Annotated in this window: 12 protein-coding genes and 1 pseudogene; 5 read left to right on the forward strand and 8 right to left on the reverse strand. The window is 71.8% G+C overall.

Annotated elements, in window-relative coordinates:
• Positions 1-9 precede the first annotated feature (9 nt).
• Positions 10-535, reverse strand: a pseudogene (locus VR44_RS13865) (LURP-one-related/scramblase family protein).
• Positions 536-567: 32 nt separating this feature from the next.
• Here VR44_RS13865 and VR44_RS13870 point away from each other — a divergent pair.
• Positions 568-1,377, forward strand: a complete 810-nt coding sequence (locus VR44_RS13870) for an ATP-grasp domain-containing protein (protein WP_045947783.1) — start codon at positions 568-570, stop codon at positions 1,375-1,377.
• Here VR44_RS13870 and VR44_RS13875 read toward each other — a convergent pair.
• Positions 1,340-2,485, reverse strand: coding sequence for an acyltransferase family protein (locus VR44_RS13875; RefSeq protein WP_245691791.1), 1,146 nt, complete (start codon positions 2,483-2,485; stop codon positions 1,340-1,342). The genes VR44_RS13870 and VR44_RS13875 overlap by 38 nt on opposite strands.
• 118 nt (positions 2,486-2,603) lie before the next feature.
• Here VR44_RS13875 and VR44_RS13880 point away from each other — a divergent pair, with 118 nt between their 5' ends.
• Positions 2,604-4,439 (forward strand): NHL domain-containing thioredoxin family protein, encoded by a 1,836-nt coding sequence (locus VR44_RS13880; protein ID WP_045947784.1) that lies wholly within the window; start codon positions 2,604-2,606, stop codon positions 4,437-4,439.
• A 41-nt stretch (positions 4,440-4,480) separates the two neighbouring features.
• Here VR44_RS13880 and VR44_RS13885 read toward each other — a convergent pair whose 3' ends face one another.
• The 3 genes from VR44_RS13885 to VR44_RS13895 form a co-directional block, all read right to left on the reverse strand.
• Positions 4,481-5,773 carry a M18 family aminopeptidase gene (locus VR44_RS13885; protein WP_045947785.1) on the reverse strand — a complete coding sequence of 431 codons (1,293 nt, stop codon included), beginning with the start codon at positions 5,771-5,773 and terminating at the stop codon, positions 4,481-4,483.
• Between the two features lie 104 nt (positions 5,774-5,877).
• The gene (locus tag VR44_RS13890) at positions 5,878-6,615 is read right to left on the reverse strand and encodes a hypothetical protein (RefSeq protein WP_052713602.1); all 738 of its coding nucleotides are present in this window, start codon (positions 6,613-6,615) and stop codon (positions 5,878-5,880) included.
• 138 nt (positions 6,616-6,753) lie between these two features.
• Positions 6,754-8,580 (reverse strand): acyl-CoA dehydrogenase, encoded by a 1,827-nt coding sequence (locus VR44_RS13895; protein WP_045947786.1) that lies wholly within the window; start codon positions 8,578-8,580, stop codon positions 6,754-6,756.
• 176 nt (positions 8,581-8,756) lie between these two features.
• Between VR44_RS13895 and VR44_RS13900 the strand changes: the two genes are divergently transcribed.
• Both VR44_RS13900 and VR44_RS13905 read left to right on the forward strand, forming a co-directional pair.
• Positions 8,757-9,218 (forward strand): SseB family protein, encoded by a 462-nt coding sequence (locus tag VR44_RS13900; RefSeq protein WP_042815576.1) that lies wholly within the window; start codon positions 8,757-8,759, stop codon positions 9,216-9,218.
• Positions 9,219-9,338: 120 nt separating this feature from the next.
• The gene (locus tag VR44_RS13905) at positions 9,339-10,346 is read left to right on the forward strand and encodes a pirin family protein (protein ID WP_045947787.1); all 1,008 of its coding nucleotides are present in this window, start codon (positions 9,339-9,341) and stop codon (positions 10,344-10,346) included.
• A 39-nt stretch (positions 10,347-10,385) separates the two neighbouring features.
• Here the strand turns inward: VR44_RS13905 and VR44_RS13910 are convergent, their stop codons facing one another.
• Positions 10,386-11,462 (reverse strand): AI-2E family transporter, encoded by a 1,077-nt coding sequence (locus tag VR44_RS13910; protein WP_045947788.1) that lies wholly within the window; start codon positions 11,460-11,462, stop codon positions 10,386-10,388.
• A 50-nt stretch (positions 11,463-11,512) separates the two neighbouring features.
• Positions 11,513-13,741: a SpoIIE family protein phosphatase gene (locus tag VR44_RS13915; RefSeq protein WP_045947789.1), complete on the reverse strand. Its 2,229-nt coding sequence runs from the start codon at positions 13,739-13,741 to the stop codon at positions 11,513-11,515.
• A gap of 159 nt (positions 13,742-13,900) precedes the next feature.
• Here VR44_RS13915 and aspS point away from each other — a divergent pair, with 159 nt between their 5' ends.
• Positions 13,901-15,718 (forward strand): aspartate--tRNA ligase, encoded by a 1,818-nt coding sequence (gene aspS / locus VR44_RS13920; RefSeq protein WP_045947790.1) that lies wholly within the window; start codon positions 13,901-13,903, stop codon positions 15,716-15,718.
• Positions 15,719-15,791: 73 nt separating this feature from the next.
• Here the strand turns inward: aspS and VR44_RS13925 are convergent.
• Positions 15,792-16,539: VWA domain-containing protein (locus VR44_RS13925; RefSeq protein ID WP_045947791.1), on the reverse strand; the 748-nt coding region annotated here is incomplete at its 5' end.

Raw genomic sequence — 16,539 nt, forward strand, 5'->3', positions numbered from 1 at the left:
CTCCAGCCCTCAGTCCCCGTCCTCCCTCTCCCTCTCCGCCATCCGGATCACACACACGGCGACCGCGATCATCAGGGCCGCGTCCGCCTCCTCCCGGACCTGTCTCTTATACACATCTNCCGTACGTCTCCCGCACCCGGTACCACTGCCGGGAGATCAGTGCGAGCAGCTCCCCCTCGTACTCGACCTTGAACTCCCGGTCCAGGATCCGCCCACTGACGTCGAGCTCCGTCCCCTCGGACATCGTCACGCGGAAGTGGTTGCGCAGCAGGGACAGCCGCTTGCGGCGGATCACCGCGAGCCGCTTCCCGTCCCGCTCCAGGGTCATCGCGTCCCGCACCCCCGGCAGCCCGAGCCCGCCGAACAGCCGCTCCCGCAGGGTGATCAGCACCCGCCCGTCCGGATCCTCCAGCTCCAGGGTGTCGCGCAGCCGCAGCGCCTTCCCGTCGACGAGGAAGGCGTGCCGGCCGTCCTCGTCCTCGATCCAGTAGTCGTCCCCGATGGCCAGCATTTTGTCCCGAACGAGGTATTTCATTCGGAGATCATTTCCCGGGATAGGTTGCCGTCATGCCCCTTCTCTACGTCACCGACCTCGCCTACCCGGCCCGCGGCCGCCGCTACGGCGACGAGGACGTCTTCCTCACCTCCCGGCTGCGCGAGCACTTCCCCCTCGCGCTGTGCCACCCGCTGGACGCGCGCGCCCTGATGCCGGGCTTCGACGCGGTGATCGTCCGCAACAGCGGACCCGTGCTGCACTACCAGGAGGCCTACGAAGCCTTCCGCGCGGCCGCGCTCGCCTCCGGGACCCGCGTCTACAACCCGCTCACCGGCCGCGCCGACATGGCCGGCAAGCAGTACCTCCTCGACCTGACGGCAGCCGGGTACCCCGTCATCCCGACCGTGGACGACCCGGCGGACCTCCACCTCCTGCCGCCGACGGACACCTACGCCGTCAAGCCCAGGCAGGGCGCCGACTCCATAGGCCTGACCTTCACCGAGGCCCCCGCCACCCGCCCGGGCGAGTCCCTCATCCAGCCCCGGATCGACTTCGCCTACGAGGTCTCCTTCTACTTCGTGGACGACGCCTTCCAGTACGCCCTCCACGCCCCCGACCCGGCCCGCCGCTGGGAACTCGTCCCGTACGAGCCCACCCCCGAAGACCTGGCCTTCGCACGCCGCTTCATCGCCTGGAACACCCTCGACCACGGCATCCAGCGCGTGGACGCCTGCCGGGCCCCGTCGGGCGACCTCCTCCTGGTCGAACTGGAGGACCTCAACCCGTACCTCTCCCTGGACCTCCTGCCGGCCCCCGTCCAGGACTCCTTCGTCGAGGCCCTGGTCAGCTCGCTGACGGCGTTCCTCGCCGCCGGGACCTGAGCAGCAGCCGTCGCCCGGGCAGCTCCACCCAGACGTGCAGGGCCCACGCGAGGGCCAGCGACACGCAGAAGACCGCCGCCGTCGCGAGCAGCCCGCCCCACAGGCCCAGCTTCGGATGCCCGCCGAACAGGCTCTCGCCGGCCCGGATCACCAGGATGTGGACCATGTAGAAGGCGAAGGACACCTCGCCCAGCTTCACGCTCAGCCGCCCCCGCCAGGGCGAGGGCTCCCCCCGCAGGTCGGCCTGCGCGGCGGCGGCGATGAGGGCGGCGTAGCCGACGACCGTGCAGGCGGCGGCCCGGTAGGCGTAGTCGGCCTGCCCGCTGAGGAAGTACCCGGCCATGGTCAGCGCCAGCGCCACGCTCAGCCCGGGCCCGCGCCAGCGCCCGGCCCGCACCAGCTCGGCGAGGGCGATGCCGAGCACGAACTCGGGGAGGCGGTACAGGGGGAAGAACATGTTCGCCCAGATCGCCCCGTCCGGGAGCCCGCTGAGCTCCATCCAGGCGGGAAGGGCGACGACGGCCGTCAAGCACACCGCAGCCGCGCCCGCACTCGCCCGCCACCCCAGCCGCCGCAGCGGCCACAGGAACAGCGGGAAGAACAGGTAGAAGAACGCCTCGGCGGCGAGCGACCAGCTGACCGGGTTCAGCCCCTGGAAGTACGGCACCCGCGCCACCCAGGCCTGCACCAGCCCCAGGTTCGCGGCGACCGGCCCGGCCGCCGGCTTCTCCCCGGCCCCCAGCAGCCACACCAGCACCAGCGCCGCCGCGGCCGTCACCAGATGCAGCGGATACACCCGGGCGAACCGCCGCCGCCAGAACCGCACGACCCCCCACCCGGTGGGAGTCCGCGCGGCCGACCAGGCGAGCACGAACCCGGAGAGCACGAAGAAGAACGAGACCCCGGTGTTCCCCACCCCGAACGCGGCCCCCACGAGGCCCTGCGCGCGCCCGCCGAAGTACTCGACGATGTACACGTGGTAGAGGAACACCATCAGCGCGGCGGTCCACCGCAGCCCGGTGAGCGACGGCAGCCCGACGACCCGCCCGACGGCCTCGCCGTCCGCCTTCGTTTCTTCACGCCTGGATATGACCACTGCCGCCGACATGCGCGGCAACGTAACACGGCCTCCGCTTGATCCATTGCGCCCGCGGGGCGACGCCCCTCTCCGCTTCCCGCAGCACGCTCGTGATCCGCCGTTCACGAGCCAATGGCAAGCTTGAAACATGAACGATGCTGCCCCGGCGCCCACCCCCGCGCCCGCGCCCCGCCGTGCCCGTGTCCGAGCCCCCGAGCTGATCGGCAAGGGGGGCTGGCTGAACACCGGAGGCAAGGAACTCACCCTCGCTGACCTGCGAGGGCGCATTGTGATCTTGGATTTTTGGACCTTCTGCTGCATCAACTGCCTGCACGTCCTCGACGAGCTGCGCGAGCTGGAGGAGAAGCACCGGGACACCGTGGTGATCATCGGGGTGCATTCGCCGAAGTTCGTCCACGAGGCCGAGCACGCCGCCGTCGTCGATGCCGTCGAGCGGTACGAGGTGCACCACCCCGTGCTCGACGACCCCGAGCTCGCCACCTGGAAGCAGTACGCGGTGCGGGCCTGGCCCACGCTGGTCGTGATCGACCCCGAGGGGTACGTCGTCGCGCAGCACGCCGGTGAGGGGCACGCGCACGCCATCGAGCGGCTCGTCGAGGAGCTGGAGGCCGAGCACGAGGCCAAGGGGACGCTGCGGCGCGGGGACGGGCCCTATGTGGCGCCCGAGCCCGTGGCGACCGATCTGCGGTTCCCCGGGAAGGCGGCCCTGCTGCCGTCGGGGAACCTGCTCGTCTCCGATTCGACGCGGCACCAGCTCGTGGAGCTCGCCGCCGACGGGGAGAGCGTCGTGCGGCGGATCGGCAGCGGGGAGCGCGGCTTCGGGCCGGAGGCGTTCAGCGAGCCGCAGGGGCTCGCGCTGCTGCCCGACGGGCGGGTGGTGGTCGCCGACACCGTCAACCACGCGCTGCGGGTCTTCGACCCCGCCACGGGGGCGGTGGAGACCGTCGCCGGGACCGGGCGGCAGTGGTGGCAGGGGTCGCCCACCTCCGGGCCGGCCCTCGAGGTGGACCTGTCCTCGCCGTGGGACGTGGCCTGGTGGCAGGGCCGGGTGTGGATCGCCATGGCCGGCGTGCACCAGCTGTGGACCTGGGACCCGGAGGCGGGGACCGTGCAGGTGGCGGCCGGGACCACCAACGAGGGGCTGGTCGACGGGCCCGCCGCCGAGGCCTGGTTCGCCCAGCCGTCCGGGCTCGCGGCCGCCGGGGACCGGCTGTGGATCGCCGACTCCGAGACCAGCGCGCTGCGTTACGTGGAGCGGGAGGAGGAGGGGTACGTCGTGCGGTCCGCCGTCGGGACCGGGCTGTTCGACTTCGGCCACCGGGACGGCGACGCCGCCCAGGCGCTGCTCCAGCACCCCCTCGGGGTGACGGCCCTCCCGGACGGTTCGGTCGCGGTCTGCGACACGTACAACCACGCCCTGCGGCGGTTCGACCCGGCCACCGGGCAGGTGACGACGCTCGCCACCGATCTGCGCGAGCCCAGCGGCGCCGTGCTGGTGGGCGAGGACATCGTGGTCGTGGAGTCCGCCCGGCACCGCCTGACCCGGCTGCGGCTGCCGGAGGAGGCCGTACGGGTGGAGTCCGTCGCCCACCGTACGCAGCGGGCCGCCACCGAGGTGGCGCCCGGCACGCTCCGCCTGGACGTGGTCTTCCAGGCCCCGGCGGGCCAGAAGCTGGACACCCGCTACGGGCCCTCCACCCGGCTGCTGGTCTCCTCGACCCCGCCGGAACTGCTCGCCGAGGGGGAGGGCGCCGGGACGGACCTGTTCCGGGACCTGGTGCTGAACCCCGACGTCACCGAAGGGGTCCTGCACGTCTCGGCGATGGCCGCCTCCTGCGACGACGACCCCGCGAACGAGTACCCGGCCTGCCACGTCCACCAGCAGGACTGGGGGGTGCCGGTCGTCGTCGCCGAGGACGGTGCCGCCCGCCTGCCGCTGGTGCTGGCGGGGATGGACGGCTGAGGACGCCCCCGGGCCGCCCTGAGCGGGTCCTTCCTGGGGGGTCAGCCCTCCAGGAAGGACAGCAGGGCGTTCGCCAGGAGGAACGGGTCGTCGGAGCCGCAGAGTTCGCGGGCCGAGTGCATCGAGAGGATCGCCACGCCGATGTCGACGGTCTGGATGCCGTGGCGGGCGGCGGTGATCGGGCCGATCGTCGTGCCGCACGGCATCGAGTTGTTGGAGACGAACGTCTGCCACGGCACCCCGGCCCGCTCGCAGGCGGCGGCGAAGACCGCGCGGCCGCTGCCGTCGGTGGCGTAGCGCTGGTTGACGTTGACCTTCAGGATGGGGCCGCCGTTGGCGCGCGGGTGGTGCGAAGGGTCGTGGCGCTCCGCGTAGTTGGGGTGGACGGCGTGCCCGGTGTCGGAGGAGAGGCAGATGGTGCCGGCGAAGGCGCGGGCCTTGTCCTCGTAGGTGCCGCCGCGGGAGAAGACTGAACGTTCCAGCACGTTGCCCAGGAGCGGGCCGTCGGCGCCGGTGTCCGACTGGGAGCCGTTCTCCTCGTGGTCGAAGGCGGCCAGCACCGGGATGTGGTCCAGCTTGCCGGAGGCGGAGACCGCGGCGAGGGCGGCGACGCCCGCGTGCACCGACACGAGGTTGTCCATGCGGGGGCCGGCGAGGAGTTCGCGGTCGCGGCCGAGGTAGGCGGGCGGCTCGATCGAGTGGACCATCAGGTCCCAGCCGGCCACCGAGCCCTGGGGCAGGCCCTCTTCCTCCTCCAGGAAGGCGATCAGGTCGCCCTCGCGGGCCTCGCCCAGGCCCCAGATCGGCTGCATGTGCCGCTGCTTGTCGAGCTTGAGGCCGTCGGTGTTGACGGAGCGGTCCAGGTGCACGGCGAGCTGGGGCACGCGCAGCAGGGGGCGGTCGATGTTGACGAGCCGGTCGGTGCCGTCCCGCAGCGAGAGCCGGCCCGCCAGGCCCAGGTCGCGGTCGAGCCAGGTGTTGAGGAGCGTCCCGCCGTAGATCTCGACGGCGACCTGCCGCCAGCCCTGCGAGCCGGTGTCCGGGACGGGCTTGACGCGCAGGTTGGGGGAGTCGGTGTGCGCCCCGATGATCCGGAAGGGGGTGTGCGCGGCCGCGCCTTCGGGGACGTACCAGGCGATGAGCGCGCCGCCGCGCAGGACGAACCGGCCTCCCGTGCCCGAGTCCCAGGCGTCCGATTCCGACAACTGCCTGAAGCCTGCCTTTTCCAGCCGCTCGGCCGCGTTGGCCACGGCGTGGTACGGCGACGGACTGGCCGTCAGGAAGGTCATCAGATCGTCGGTGTGGCCGCGGTCGAAGCGGGCGGGAGAGCTCATGTGGTTCACCTTAACGACGGTCGTGTTCGCCATGGCCGGACTGCGGCGGATAGCCGAGTGGTCGGGTTGCCGCGGGGGTGCGTGGCCCGCGGGCTCCGTGGTTCTCAGCCCGGCGGACGCTCGAATCGGCGCTGCAGCTGCCGGCGCTCGCCCCGGCGGATGCGCGGGAGCATCTCGGGGGTCTGCGGCGGGCGCTGGGCGCGTCTTTTGCGTCCGGCGCAGAAGATACAGGCCTCGCCGGGCGGGGCATCGGGGTCGATGGGCGCTCCGGGGTGTTCGGAGCACCCCGAGGCGTTGCGCGGCCGGGACAGTTCGCGGGCGACGATGAACGCCCGGTGGAGGTCGTCCGCGAGGCGGACGAAGTCCCGGTCCGGTGAGCCGAGCGTGAGGTGGAAGCGCTGTTCGTCGATGGAGCGCAGGTACCGCCGCAGCACGTCGAGGGTGTACGGGGGGTCCGGTACGGGGTAGCCGAGGCGGCGCTGCTCCACGGGGGCGGCGGGTGCCGCGGGGCGGCCGCCCTGGAGGCGCCGGCCGAGGCGCCGGCGGTCGTTGCAGATGAGGCAGCGGCCCCAGCCCTCGGGCGCCTCGGGGTCGAGGGCGCCGTTGGGGTGCTCGGGGCAGCCGGTGTAGCTCTTGGCCGGGGCGAGGCCGGCGGCCGTCTGGAAGGCGACGTACAGGGCGTCGGCCACGGGGTCGTACTCGGCGGGGTGGGCGCCTTCGTACAGGTCCTTGATCCGGTCGCCGAGGGCGCCCACGTTGGCCTGGAGCTCCTTGAGGGCGTACGGGCGCCCGGTGGGGACGGCGTACCCCCTGCCGCTGTGCTGCTGCTCCTGTGGACTCATGTCTACGAGCGTCCCACGAACCGCTGACAACCGGAGAACCCGTTTCTCCCGGATCCGGACACACCGGCGGCCGGACCCTCGACAGGAGGGGTCCGGCCACCGGCGTGTACGTACACCGCGTACAACAGGGGGGCTGCCCTAGAAGGCGGCCTCGTCGAGCTCCATGAGGGAGTTGTCGACGGACTCGGCCAGCGCGCGCTGGACCGAGACGCCCGGCAGGACCTGCGCGGCGAAGAACTTCGCGGCGGCGATCTTGCCGGTGTAGAAGGGGACGTCCTTCGCGGAGGCGGTCGCGAGCTTCTCGGCGGCCACGGCCGCGCCCTTGAGCAGCAGGTATCCGACGACCACGTCACCCGAGGCCATCAGCAGGCGGGTGGTGTTCTGGCCGACCTTGTAGATGTTCTTGACGTCCTCGCCGGTGGCGGTGAGGTCGACGATCATCTGGCCGACGATGGCCTCCAGGTCGACGGCGGCCTTGGCCAGCGCGTCGCGGGCCGGGGCCAGCTCCTCGCCGCCCACGCCCTCGGCGAGGAACTTCTTGATCGTCTCGGAGAGGACGTTCAGCGAGGCGCCCTGGTCGCGGACGATCTTGCGGAAGAAGAAGTCCTGGCCCTGGATGGCCGTGGTGCCCTCGTAGAGGGTGTCGATCTTGGCGTCCCGGATGTACTGCTCGATCGGGTACTCCTGCAGGTAACCGGAACCGCCGAAGATCTGCAGGGACTCGGCGAGCAGCGCGTACGACTTCTCCGAGCCGTAGCCCTTCACGATCGGCAGGAGCAGGTCGTTGAGGCCGATCTCGGCGGAGGCGTCCTCGCCGGCGGCCTCCTTGACCTGGATCGCGTCCTGGACTGAGGCGGTGTACAGCACGAGGGCGCGCATGCCCTCGGCGTAGGCCTTCTGCGTCATGAGCGAGCGGCGCACGTCGGGGTGGTGCGTGATGGTGACCTTGGGCGCGGTCTTGTCCATGAAGTTCGCGAGGTCCGGGCCCTGCACGCGCTCCTTGGCGTACTCCAGGGCGTTCAGGTAACCCGTCGAGAGCGTGGCGATGGCCTTCGTGCCGACCATCATGCGGGCGAACTCGATGATCATGAACATCTGGCGGATGCCGTCGTGCTTGTCGCCGATCAGCCAGCCCTTGGCGGGGTGGCGGTCGCCGAAGGTCATCTCGCACGTGTTGGAGGCCTTGAGGCCCATCTTGTGCTCGACGTTCGTCGCGTAGACGCCGTTGCGCTCGCCCAGCTCGCCGGTCTCCCAGTCGAAGTGGAACTTCGGGACGAGGAAGAGGGACAGGCCCTTGGTGCCCGGGCCGTGGCCCTCGGGGCGGGCGAGGACGTAGTGGAGGATGTTCTCCTCCATGTCGTGCTCACCGGAGGTGATGAAGCGCTTCACGCCCTCGATGTGCCAGGAGCCGTCCTCCTGCTGGACGGCCTTGGTGCGGCCGGCGCCGACGTCCGAGCCCGCGTCGGGCTCGGTCAGGACCATGGTGGAGCCCCAGCGCTTCTCGACCGCGATCTGGGCGATCTTCTTCTGGGCCTCGTTGCCCTCGGCGTGCAGGATGCCGGCGAACGCCGGGCCGGAGGAGTACATCCAGACGGCCGGGTTCGAGCCGAGCAGCAGCTCCGCGTAGGCCCAGATCAGGGAGCGCGGGGAGGTGGTGCCGCCGATCTCCTCGGGCAGGCCCAGGCGCCAGTACTCCGAGTCCATGAAGGCCTCGTAGGACTTCTTGAAGGAGGCCGGGACCGGGGCGGTGTTGGTGGCCGGGTCGAAGACCGGGGGGTTGCGGTCGGCGTCCGCGAAGGACTCCGCCAGCTCGTTCTCGGCGAGGCGGGTCAGCTCGGACAGGATGCTCTTGGCGGTCTCGGTGTCCATCTCGCCGAACGGGCCGGTGCCGTACAGCTTTTCGCGGCCGAGCACCTCGAAGAGGTTGAACTCGATGTCGCGGAGATTCGACTTGTAGTGCCCCATGGCGACGGCTCCGTTAAGGCTCGGGGAGACAGGTTCCTCGTACATACCAATCGGTAACCTCATGATGCTACCCACCAGTAATAAGACGCAACCCTTCTGCGGCGACTGTGACCAGCGTCAACCGGGTTCCGCTGGAGGGTGCCTGGGGACGGGGGCCGCTCGGTAGGCTTCGGCCCATGTACGGCTACGACCAGAACGTGAGCGCGGGGCAGCAGCAGTACGCCGCCCCGCAGCAGATGGCCGGCGGGTACGGCGAGCAGCCGCTCTACCCCGAGCCCTCGCCGCCGTCGCTCGCCGACGCGGTCCGGGCCTTCACCACCGGATCGCTGTCCGCGGAGGACTTCCAGCAGATCTTCGCGACGTCGAAGGTCTACTGCCCGCGCGGCGAGACCCCCGGGTTCCTGGCCCTGCACAACACCCAGCAGCCGGTGATCCCGATGTTCACCACGCTCAAGGAGCTCCGCCGCTACGCCGGCAAGGAGTCCAAGTACTTCGTGATCACCGGCGCCGAGGTGATCGACCTGCTGCCGACCGGGTACGGCTTCGTCCTCGACATGGAGGGTGACCACCGGATGGTCTTCGACGCCAAGGCGGTCGAGCAGATGGTCGACTTCGCGATGCGCCGTATGTACGGCTAGGGCGCGCCCGCGCCGAATCCTCCGCACCCCCCGGGAATGCTCCCGGGGGGTGCGCTGTTCTGTGCGGGTGGCAGGAAGTTCGAGATTCAACTAAACTCGACGCAGAAGGAGGTCCTGACCATGCCCGCAGTGACCGTTGAGAACCCGCTCGCGCTGCCGCGCGTCATCGCTCCCGCCGAAGGTGCCCAGGCCAGGCCCGTGCTGGGCGTGGTCGACGCCCCCTCCGGTTTCGAGGGCGAAGGCTTCCCGGTGCGGCGTGCCTTCGCGGGGATCAAGTACGAGTACCTCGACCCGTTCATCATGATGGACCAGATGGGCGAGGTGGACTACGCGGCCGGTGAGCCCAAGGGCACCCCCTGGCACCCGCACCGCGGCTTCGAGACCGTCACCTACATCATCGACGGCACCTTCATCCACCGTGACTCGCACGGCGGCGGCGGAGTCATCACCAACGGCGACACGCAGTGGATGACGGCGGGCTCGGGCCTGCTGCACATCGAGACCCCGCCCGAGGAACTCGTCATGTCCGGCGGCCTCTTCCACGGCCTCCAGCTGTGGGTGAACCTGCCGGCCAGCGACAAGATGCTCGCGCCGAAGTACCAGGACATCCGCGGCGGCACCGTGAAGCTGCTCGCCTCGCAGGACGGCGGCGCCCTGATCCGCCTGATCGCGGGCGACCTCGCGGGTCACGCCGGTCCCGGTGCCACGCACACCCCGATCACGATGATCCACCTCACCGTCAGCCCCGGCGCCGAGGTCACGCTGCCCTGGCGGGCCGACTTCAACGCCCTCGCGTACGGCCTCGCGGGCAGCGGCGCGGCGGGCGCCGAGCGCCGCCCGTTCAAGATGGGCCAGACCGTGGTCTTCGGCTCCGGCGACGGGCTGACGATCCGGGCGGACGCCGCGCAGGACTCGCGCAGCGAGAACTTCGAGGTGGTCGTCCTCGGCGGACTGCCGATCCGCGAGCCGATGGCGCACTACGGGCCGTTCGTCATGAACACCCACGCCGAGCTCCAGCAGGCCTTCGACGACTTCCAGGCCGGCCGCCTGGGCGTCATCCCCAGCACCGACGTGACCGGCCTCGGCCACCGCGGCGCCGGACAGGCCGACCCGGAGGAGACGGCCTGAGCGGCCCGGGGGCCCGGAACCCCGGGCCCGCCGCACCTCTCACGCGGGGCTCTCCGGTCCGGGCCCCGCGGCCGGCTCGGCGTACCGGGCCCGGATCTCCGACACGACGCCGGACACCGCGGCCGTCAGCGGCACGGCGAACAGCATCCCGAGGACCCCGGCGACGCCCGCCCCGGCGGTGATCGCCACCATCACGGTGGCCGGGTGCATCTGCACGGTCCGGCTCTGGACCATGGGCAACAGGACGTGCCCCTCCAGCATCTGCACGGCCAGCACCACGCCCAGCGTCCACAGCGCGATGGCCCACCCCCGGTCGGCGAGGGCCACCAGCACGGCGACGGAGCCGGAGACGAAGGCCCCCAGGTACGGGATGTACGCCCCGACGAACACCAGCGCGCCCAGCCCGACGGCGCCCGGTACCCGCAGCACCAGCAGCCCCGCGGTGATGCAGACGGCGTCGATCGCGGCGATGAAGGTCGTGCCGCGCATGAACCCCTCGACGGCCCCGTAGGCACGGCGGGCCATGGCCTCGACGACGTCCCCGGTGGAGCGCGGGGCGAGGGAGCGCAGGGCGTCGGCGGCGCGGTCGGAGTCCCGCAGGAAGAAGAACATCAGCAGGAGCGCGAGCACCGAGGTCGCGGTCATCGCGCCGACGGCCCCGAGGCTGCTGAGGAGGCCGGAGGCGGCCGTACCGCCGAGGCGGGCGAGCAGCCCCTGGGCGTGGGCGGCCAGGTCCCGCACGGAGGCGCCGGCGGCCCCGAAGTGCTCGGCGAGTTCCTGGCCGGCCTGCTTGAGGGCGCCGAGGATCTGGTCACCGGTCTTGATGAGCGCGGTCGCCACGATGTACGCGGCCCCGCCGGCGACGGCCACCACGGCCAGACAGGTCAGTACGGCGGCGAGGGAGCGCCGCATCCCCATCCGGACCAGCCGCCGGTGCAGCGGGCCGAGCAGGGCGGTGCCGAGCAGGGCGAGCAGGACCGGGGTGACGGCCGTCCTGAAGACCACGCAGAGCCAGACGCCGATCCCGACCACGCCGGCCGCCAGCAGGACCACGGCGCACCAGGCGGCGAGCCGCCGTACCGGTTCGGGGACAAGAGGGGTCGTCGGGCTCGGCATGACCTGGTCCGCCTTTCGATGGCGCGGCCCCGGATGCCCGGGGCGGGTGGTCAGGTGGCGGGCCGGGGTGACTCCCGGTCCTCGTCGCCATCCGGTTTGGATCGTTCGTACAGCTCGAACCAGATCGACTTGCCCTCGCCGCGCGGGTCCACCCCCCAGACGTCGGCCAGCATCTCCATCAGCAGCACGCCGCGCCCGCTGGAGGCCATCTCCCCCGGGTGGCGCTTGTGCGGCAGCTCGTCGCTCGCGTCGGCCACCTCCACGCGCAGCCGCCGGGCACCGGGCTCGCCCACCGCCTCCGCGACCAGCAGCGCGTCCCCGTCGGTGTGGACCAGCACGTTCGTCACCATCTCGGAGACCATCAGCACCGCCGAGTCCACCTGCTCCGGGTCCGCCCAGTCGTGCAGCAGCTCCCGGACCTGCCGGCGGGCGCCCGCGATCCGGGCCGGCTCGGCCTGGGCGACGGTCAGCATCGTGCGCCGGGCGGGCCGTACGGGATGCGCCGCGGCGGTCCCGCAGCCGCAGCTCGGGCTCTCACGGCACAGCAGCACCACGGCTATGTCGTCCTCGCGGCGGTCGGCCAACGGGCCGGTGGTGTGGTGCGAGGACGGCCCGTGCACGGCCTGGACCAGCAGGTCGGCGAGGCGTTCGAGGTGGTTCTCCGCGTCCCCGGCGCCCTCGGCGGGGGCGGTGCGGCCGTGCGCGTCGGACTCCAGGATCGCGCGCAGCCGCGCCCAGCCCGTGTCCAGGTCGTGCCCGCCGGTCTCGATCAGCCCGTCGGTGCACAGCATCAGCGTCTCGCCGGGCTCCAGGGCGAAACGGGTCGTGGGGTAGTCGGTGTCCGGGACGATGCCGAGCGGCAGCCCGCCGGCCGTCGGCCGCATCAGCACCGTGCCGTCGGCCATCCGCACCACCGGGTCCGGGTGTCCGGCCCGGGCGATCTCCAGGGTGCCGGTCCGCGGGTCGCACTCCACGTACAGGCAGGTCGCGAAGCGCGGGCTGCCGAAGTCGTCGTCGGAGCCGGGGCCCGTGCCGGGGTCCTCGTCCGGTGCGGGAGCGGAGCACAGGCCGGCCAGGAAGCGGGAGGCGCGGGAGAGCACCGCGTCCGGCCGGTGGCCCTCGGAGGCGTAGGCCCGGACGGCGATCCTCAGCTGGCCCATCAGTCCCGCGGCCCGTACGTCGTGCCCCTGGACGTCCCCGATGACCAGGGCGAACCTGCCCGAGGGCAGCGGGATCACGTCGTACCAGTCGCCGCCGACCTGAAGTCCGCCACCGGTGGGGACGTAGCGGGCGGCGATGGTCATGCCGGGGATCTCGGGGCCGAGCTGCGGCATCATCGACCGCTGGAGGCCGGTGGTGAGTTCCCGCTCGGATTCGGCCACCCCGGCCCGCTGGAGGGCCTGGGCGAGCATCCGGGCCACCGTCGTCAGCACCGACCGCTCGTCCGGGGAGAAGGTCACCGGGTGCTTGAACGCGGCCATCCAGGCCCCGAGGGTCCGCCCGGCCACGATCAGCGGCAGGAAGGCCCAGGAGGCGCGGTCGAAGCGCCGGGCGAGCGGCCAGGTGGCCGGGAAGCGCCGTCTGTAGTCCTCCGGCGTGGGGAGGTAGATCGCCCGGCCGGTCCGGACGACCTCGGCCGCCGGGTAGTCGGTGTCCAGGGCCATGTCCGAGAAGGGGCCCTCGTCGCCGGGGGCGTGCCCGTGGTGGCCGATGACCGACAGCCGGTCGCCCTCCGTCCCGAAGACGGCCAGCCCGTCGGGGCTGAAGCCCGGCATGGACAGCGAGGCCGCCACCCGCAGCACCTCGGCGGTGGAGCGGGCCTCCGCCAGGGCCCGGCCGGCGTCCAGCAGGAAGGCCTCGCGGGAGCGCCGCCAGTCGCCGGTGATCGGGGTGTGCGCCGCCGTGGTGCCGGGCTGCGGTTCGGCGATCTCCTGGATGGTGCCGATCAGCTCGTAGTCGACGCGGCCGTCGGCGGTCCGGTTCTCCAGGGGCTTGGAGCGGCTGCGGACGGTGCGCAGCACCCGACCGTCCTCGTCCATGATCCGCAGCCGGGCCTCGGCGAGGGTGCCCTCGGCCACGGCGAGGTTGACGATGCCGTTGATCTCGTTCCAGTCGACCGGGTGGAAACGCGCGCGGGCGGCCGCCTCGGGCAGCACGACGGGCTCGGCGGGCAGCCCGAGCAGCCGGGCGGCCTCGCCGTCGAGGGTGACCGTTCCGGAAGCGTTGTCCCACCGCCACAGGCCGGTCGCGATGGCGGCCAGGACGTCCTCGGTGCGCACCCGGCCATCTTTACAGGTCACCCGGCCGGGCCGCCCCTCCGGCGCCCCGAGCCGGTGCCCGGGCCGGGGCGCCGCGGGCGCGCCCGGTACGTACCGCTGCCGGACGGTAACCTTGGGAGGGTTGAGTCCACCTGGAAAACGCGTAGAACTGGATGACTGATGCATCGGTACAGGTCCCACACGTGCGGCGAGCTCCGTGCCTCCGACGTCGCATCCGACGTCCGGCTGAGCGGCTGGGTGCACAATCGTCGAGACCTGGGCGGCATCCTCTTCATCGATCTGCGTGACCACTACGGCATCACGCAGCTCGTGGCCCGCCCCGGTACCGCGGCGAACGAGGCCCTCAGCAGCGTCACCAAGGAGACCGTCGTCCGGGTCGACGGCAAGGTCGTCTCCCGTGGTGCCGACAACGTCAACCCCGAGCTCGCCACCGGCGAGATCGAGATCGAGGTCACCGAGGTCGAGGTGCTCGGCGCCTCCGCCCCGCTGCCCTTCACGATCAACACCGACGACGGGGTGAACGAGGAGCGGCGCCTGGAGTACCGCTTCCTCGACCTGCGCCGCGAGCGCATGCACCGCAACATCATGCTGCGCTCGGCCGTGATCGCCTCGATCCGCTCGAAGATGGTGGCCCTCGGCTTCAACGAGATGGCGACCCCGATCCTCACCGCGACCTCCCCCGAGGGCGCCCGTGACTTCGTCGTCCCCTCCCGCCTGAACCCGGGCAAGTTCTACGCCCTGCCGCAGGCCCCGCAGCAGTTCAAGCAGCTGCTGATGATCTCCGGTTTCGACCGGTACTTCCAGATCGCGCCCTGCTTCCGTGACGAGGACGCCCGTGCCGACCGTTCGCCGGGCGAGTTCTACCAGCTCGACGTGGAGATGTCCTTCGTCGAGCAGGAGGACGTCTTCCAGCCGATCGAGAAGCTGATGACCGAGCTCTTCACCGAGTTCGGCGGCGGCCGCGAGGTCACCTCGCCGTTCCCGCGGATCCCGTTCCGCGAGTCGATGCTGAAGTACGGCAACGACAAGCCCGACCTGCGCGCCAAGCTGGAGCTCGTCGACATCACCGACGTCTTCGAGGGCTCCGAGTTCAAGGCGTTCGCCGGCAAGCACGTGCGTGCGCTGGCCGTGCCGGACACCGCCGACCAGCCGCGCAAGTTCTTCGACGGCCTCGGCGACTACGCGGTCTCGCTGGGCGCGAAGGGTCTGGCCTGGGTGCGCGTGGGCGAGGACGGCTCGCTGACCGGCCCGATCGCCAAGTTCCTCACCGAGGACAACGTCAAGGTCCTCACCGAGCGTCTGGGCCTGGCCGCCGGGCACGCCGTGTTCTTCGGCGCGGGCGAGTTCGACGAGGTCTCGAAGATCATGGGCCCGGTCCGGGTCGAGGCCGCCAAGCGCGCCGGCCACTTCGAGGAGAACGTCTTCCGCTTCTGCTGGATCGTCGACTTCCCGATGTACGAGAAGGACGAGGAGACCGGCAAGATCGACTTCTCCCACAACCCGTTCTCCATGCCGCAGGGCGGCATGAAGGACCTGCAGGAGAAGGACCCGCTCGACATCCTGGCCTGGCAGTACGACATCGTCTGCAACGGCATCGAGCTGTCCTCCGGCGCCATCCGCAACCACGAGCCCGAGGTCATGCTGAAGGCCTTCGAGATCGCCGGTTACGAGGCCGAGACCGTCGAGCGCGAGTTCGCGGGCATGCTGCGCGCGTTCCGCCTGGGCGCCCCGCCGCACGGTGGCATCGCCCCGGGCGTGGACCGCATCGTGATGCTGCTGGCCGACGAGCCGAACATCCGCGAGACCATCGCCTTCCCGCTCAACGGCAACGCCCAGGACCTGATGATGGGCGCGCCGACGGTGCTGGAGGAGAGCCGCCTGCGCGAGCTGAACATCGCCCTGCGCAAGCCGGTCGAGACCAAGGCGGCGGACGCGAAGCCGGTCGCCGAGGCCGTGCACCCGGACGCCGCGCGCTGACGCTGCCGCTCCCGTAGCGGGAAGGGCCCGGGATCCTCGCGGATCCCGGGCCCTTCGTCGTACCGTCCGGTGCTCAGAACCGGTCGAGGACGCCCTTGAGGAGGGCGGCCGAGGTCAGTTCGGTGGGGGCCGGGCCGGCGTGGAAGAAACCGGCGTTCTCGGCGTCCAGCTTGCGCAGGAAGTCGAAGGCCTTGGCGTCGTGGTCGCCGAACGCGACGAACTGCCAGTGGATGCCGGGGGCGGTGGCGGCGGCGTCCGTGATCGCCTGCCGGGCGGGGCGGACGTTGTCGGGCGCACCGTCCGTCTGGAAGACGACCAGGGCCGGGCCCGTGCCGCCGTCCTTCTGGTACCGCTCGACGACGGCCTCGACGGCCACGTGGTAGCTCGTGCGGCCCATCCGGCCGAGCTCGGCGTGGCGGGCCTCGACCCAGGCCTCGTCGTGGCCGTCGAGGGTCAGCTCGGCCGTGCCGTCGAGTTCGGTGGAGAAGAACACCGTGTGCACGGTGGCCTCCTCGTCCAGGTGCGCGGCCAGCGCGAGGGCGTGGTCGGCGAGGTACTGGGCGCTGCCGTCCTTGTAGAAGCCGCGCATGGATCCGGACCGGTCGAGGACCAGGTACACCTTGGCCCGCGCCCCGCTCTTCCCCTTGCCCCGCAGCACCTGCCCGGCGGCCTTGTAGGCCGCCGGCACGGCCCCGCCCTTACGCCGCACCGCCGCGGCGGGGAAGGCGGGCCCGGCCGCTGCGTCCGCCTCGGGCTCGGCGTCCTGGGACTCGGCCGCCGCCTGCGGCTCGGCGTCCGCCGGGGCGGGGTCGGCCTGCGGC

The organism is Streptomyces katrae (assembly GCF_000966975.1).
Lineage (GTDB): Bacteria > Actinomycetota > Actinomycetes > Streptomycetales > Streptomycetaceae > Streptomyces > Streptomyces katrae.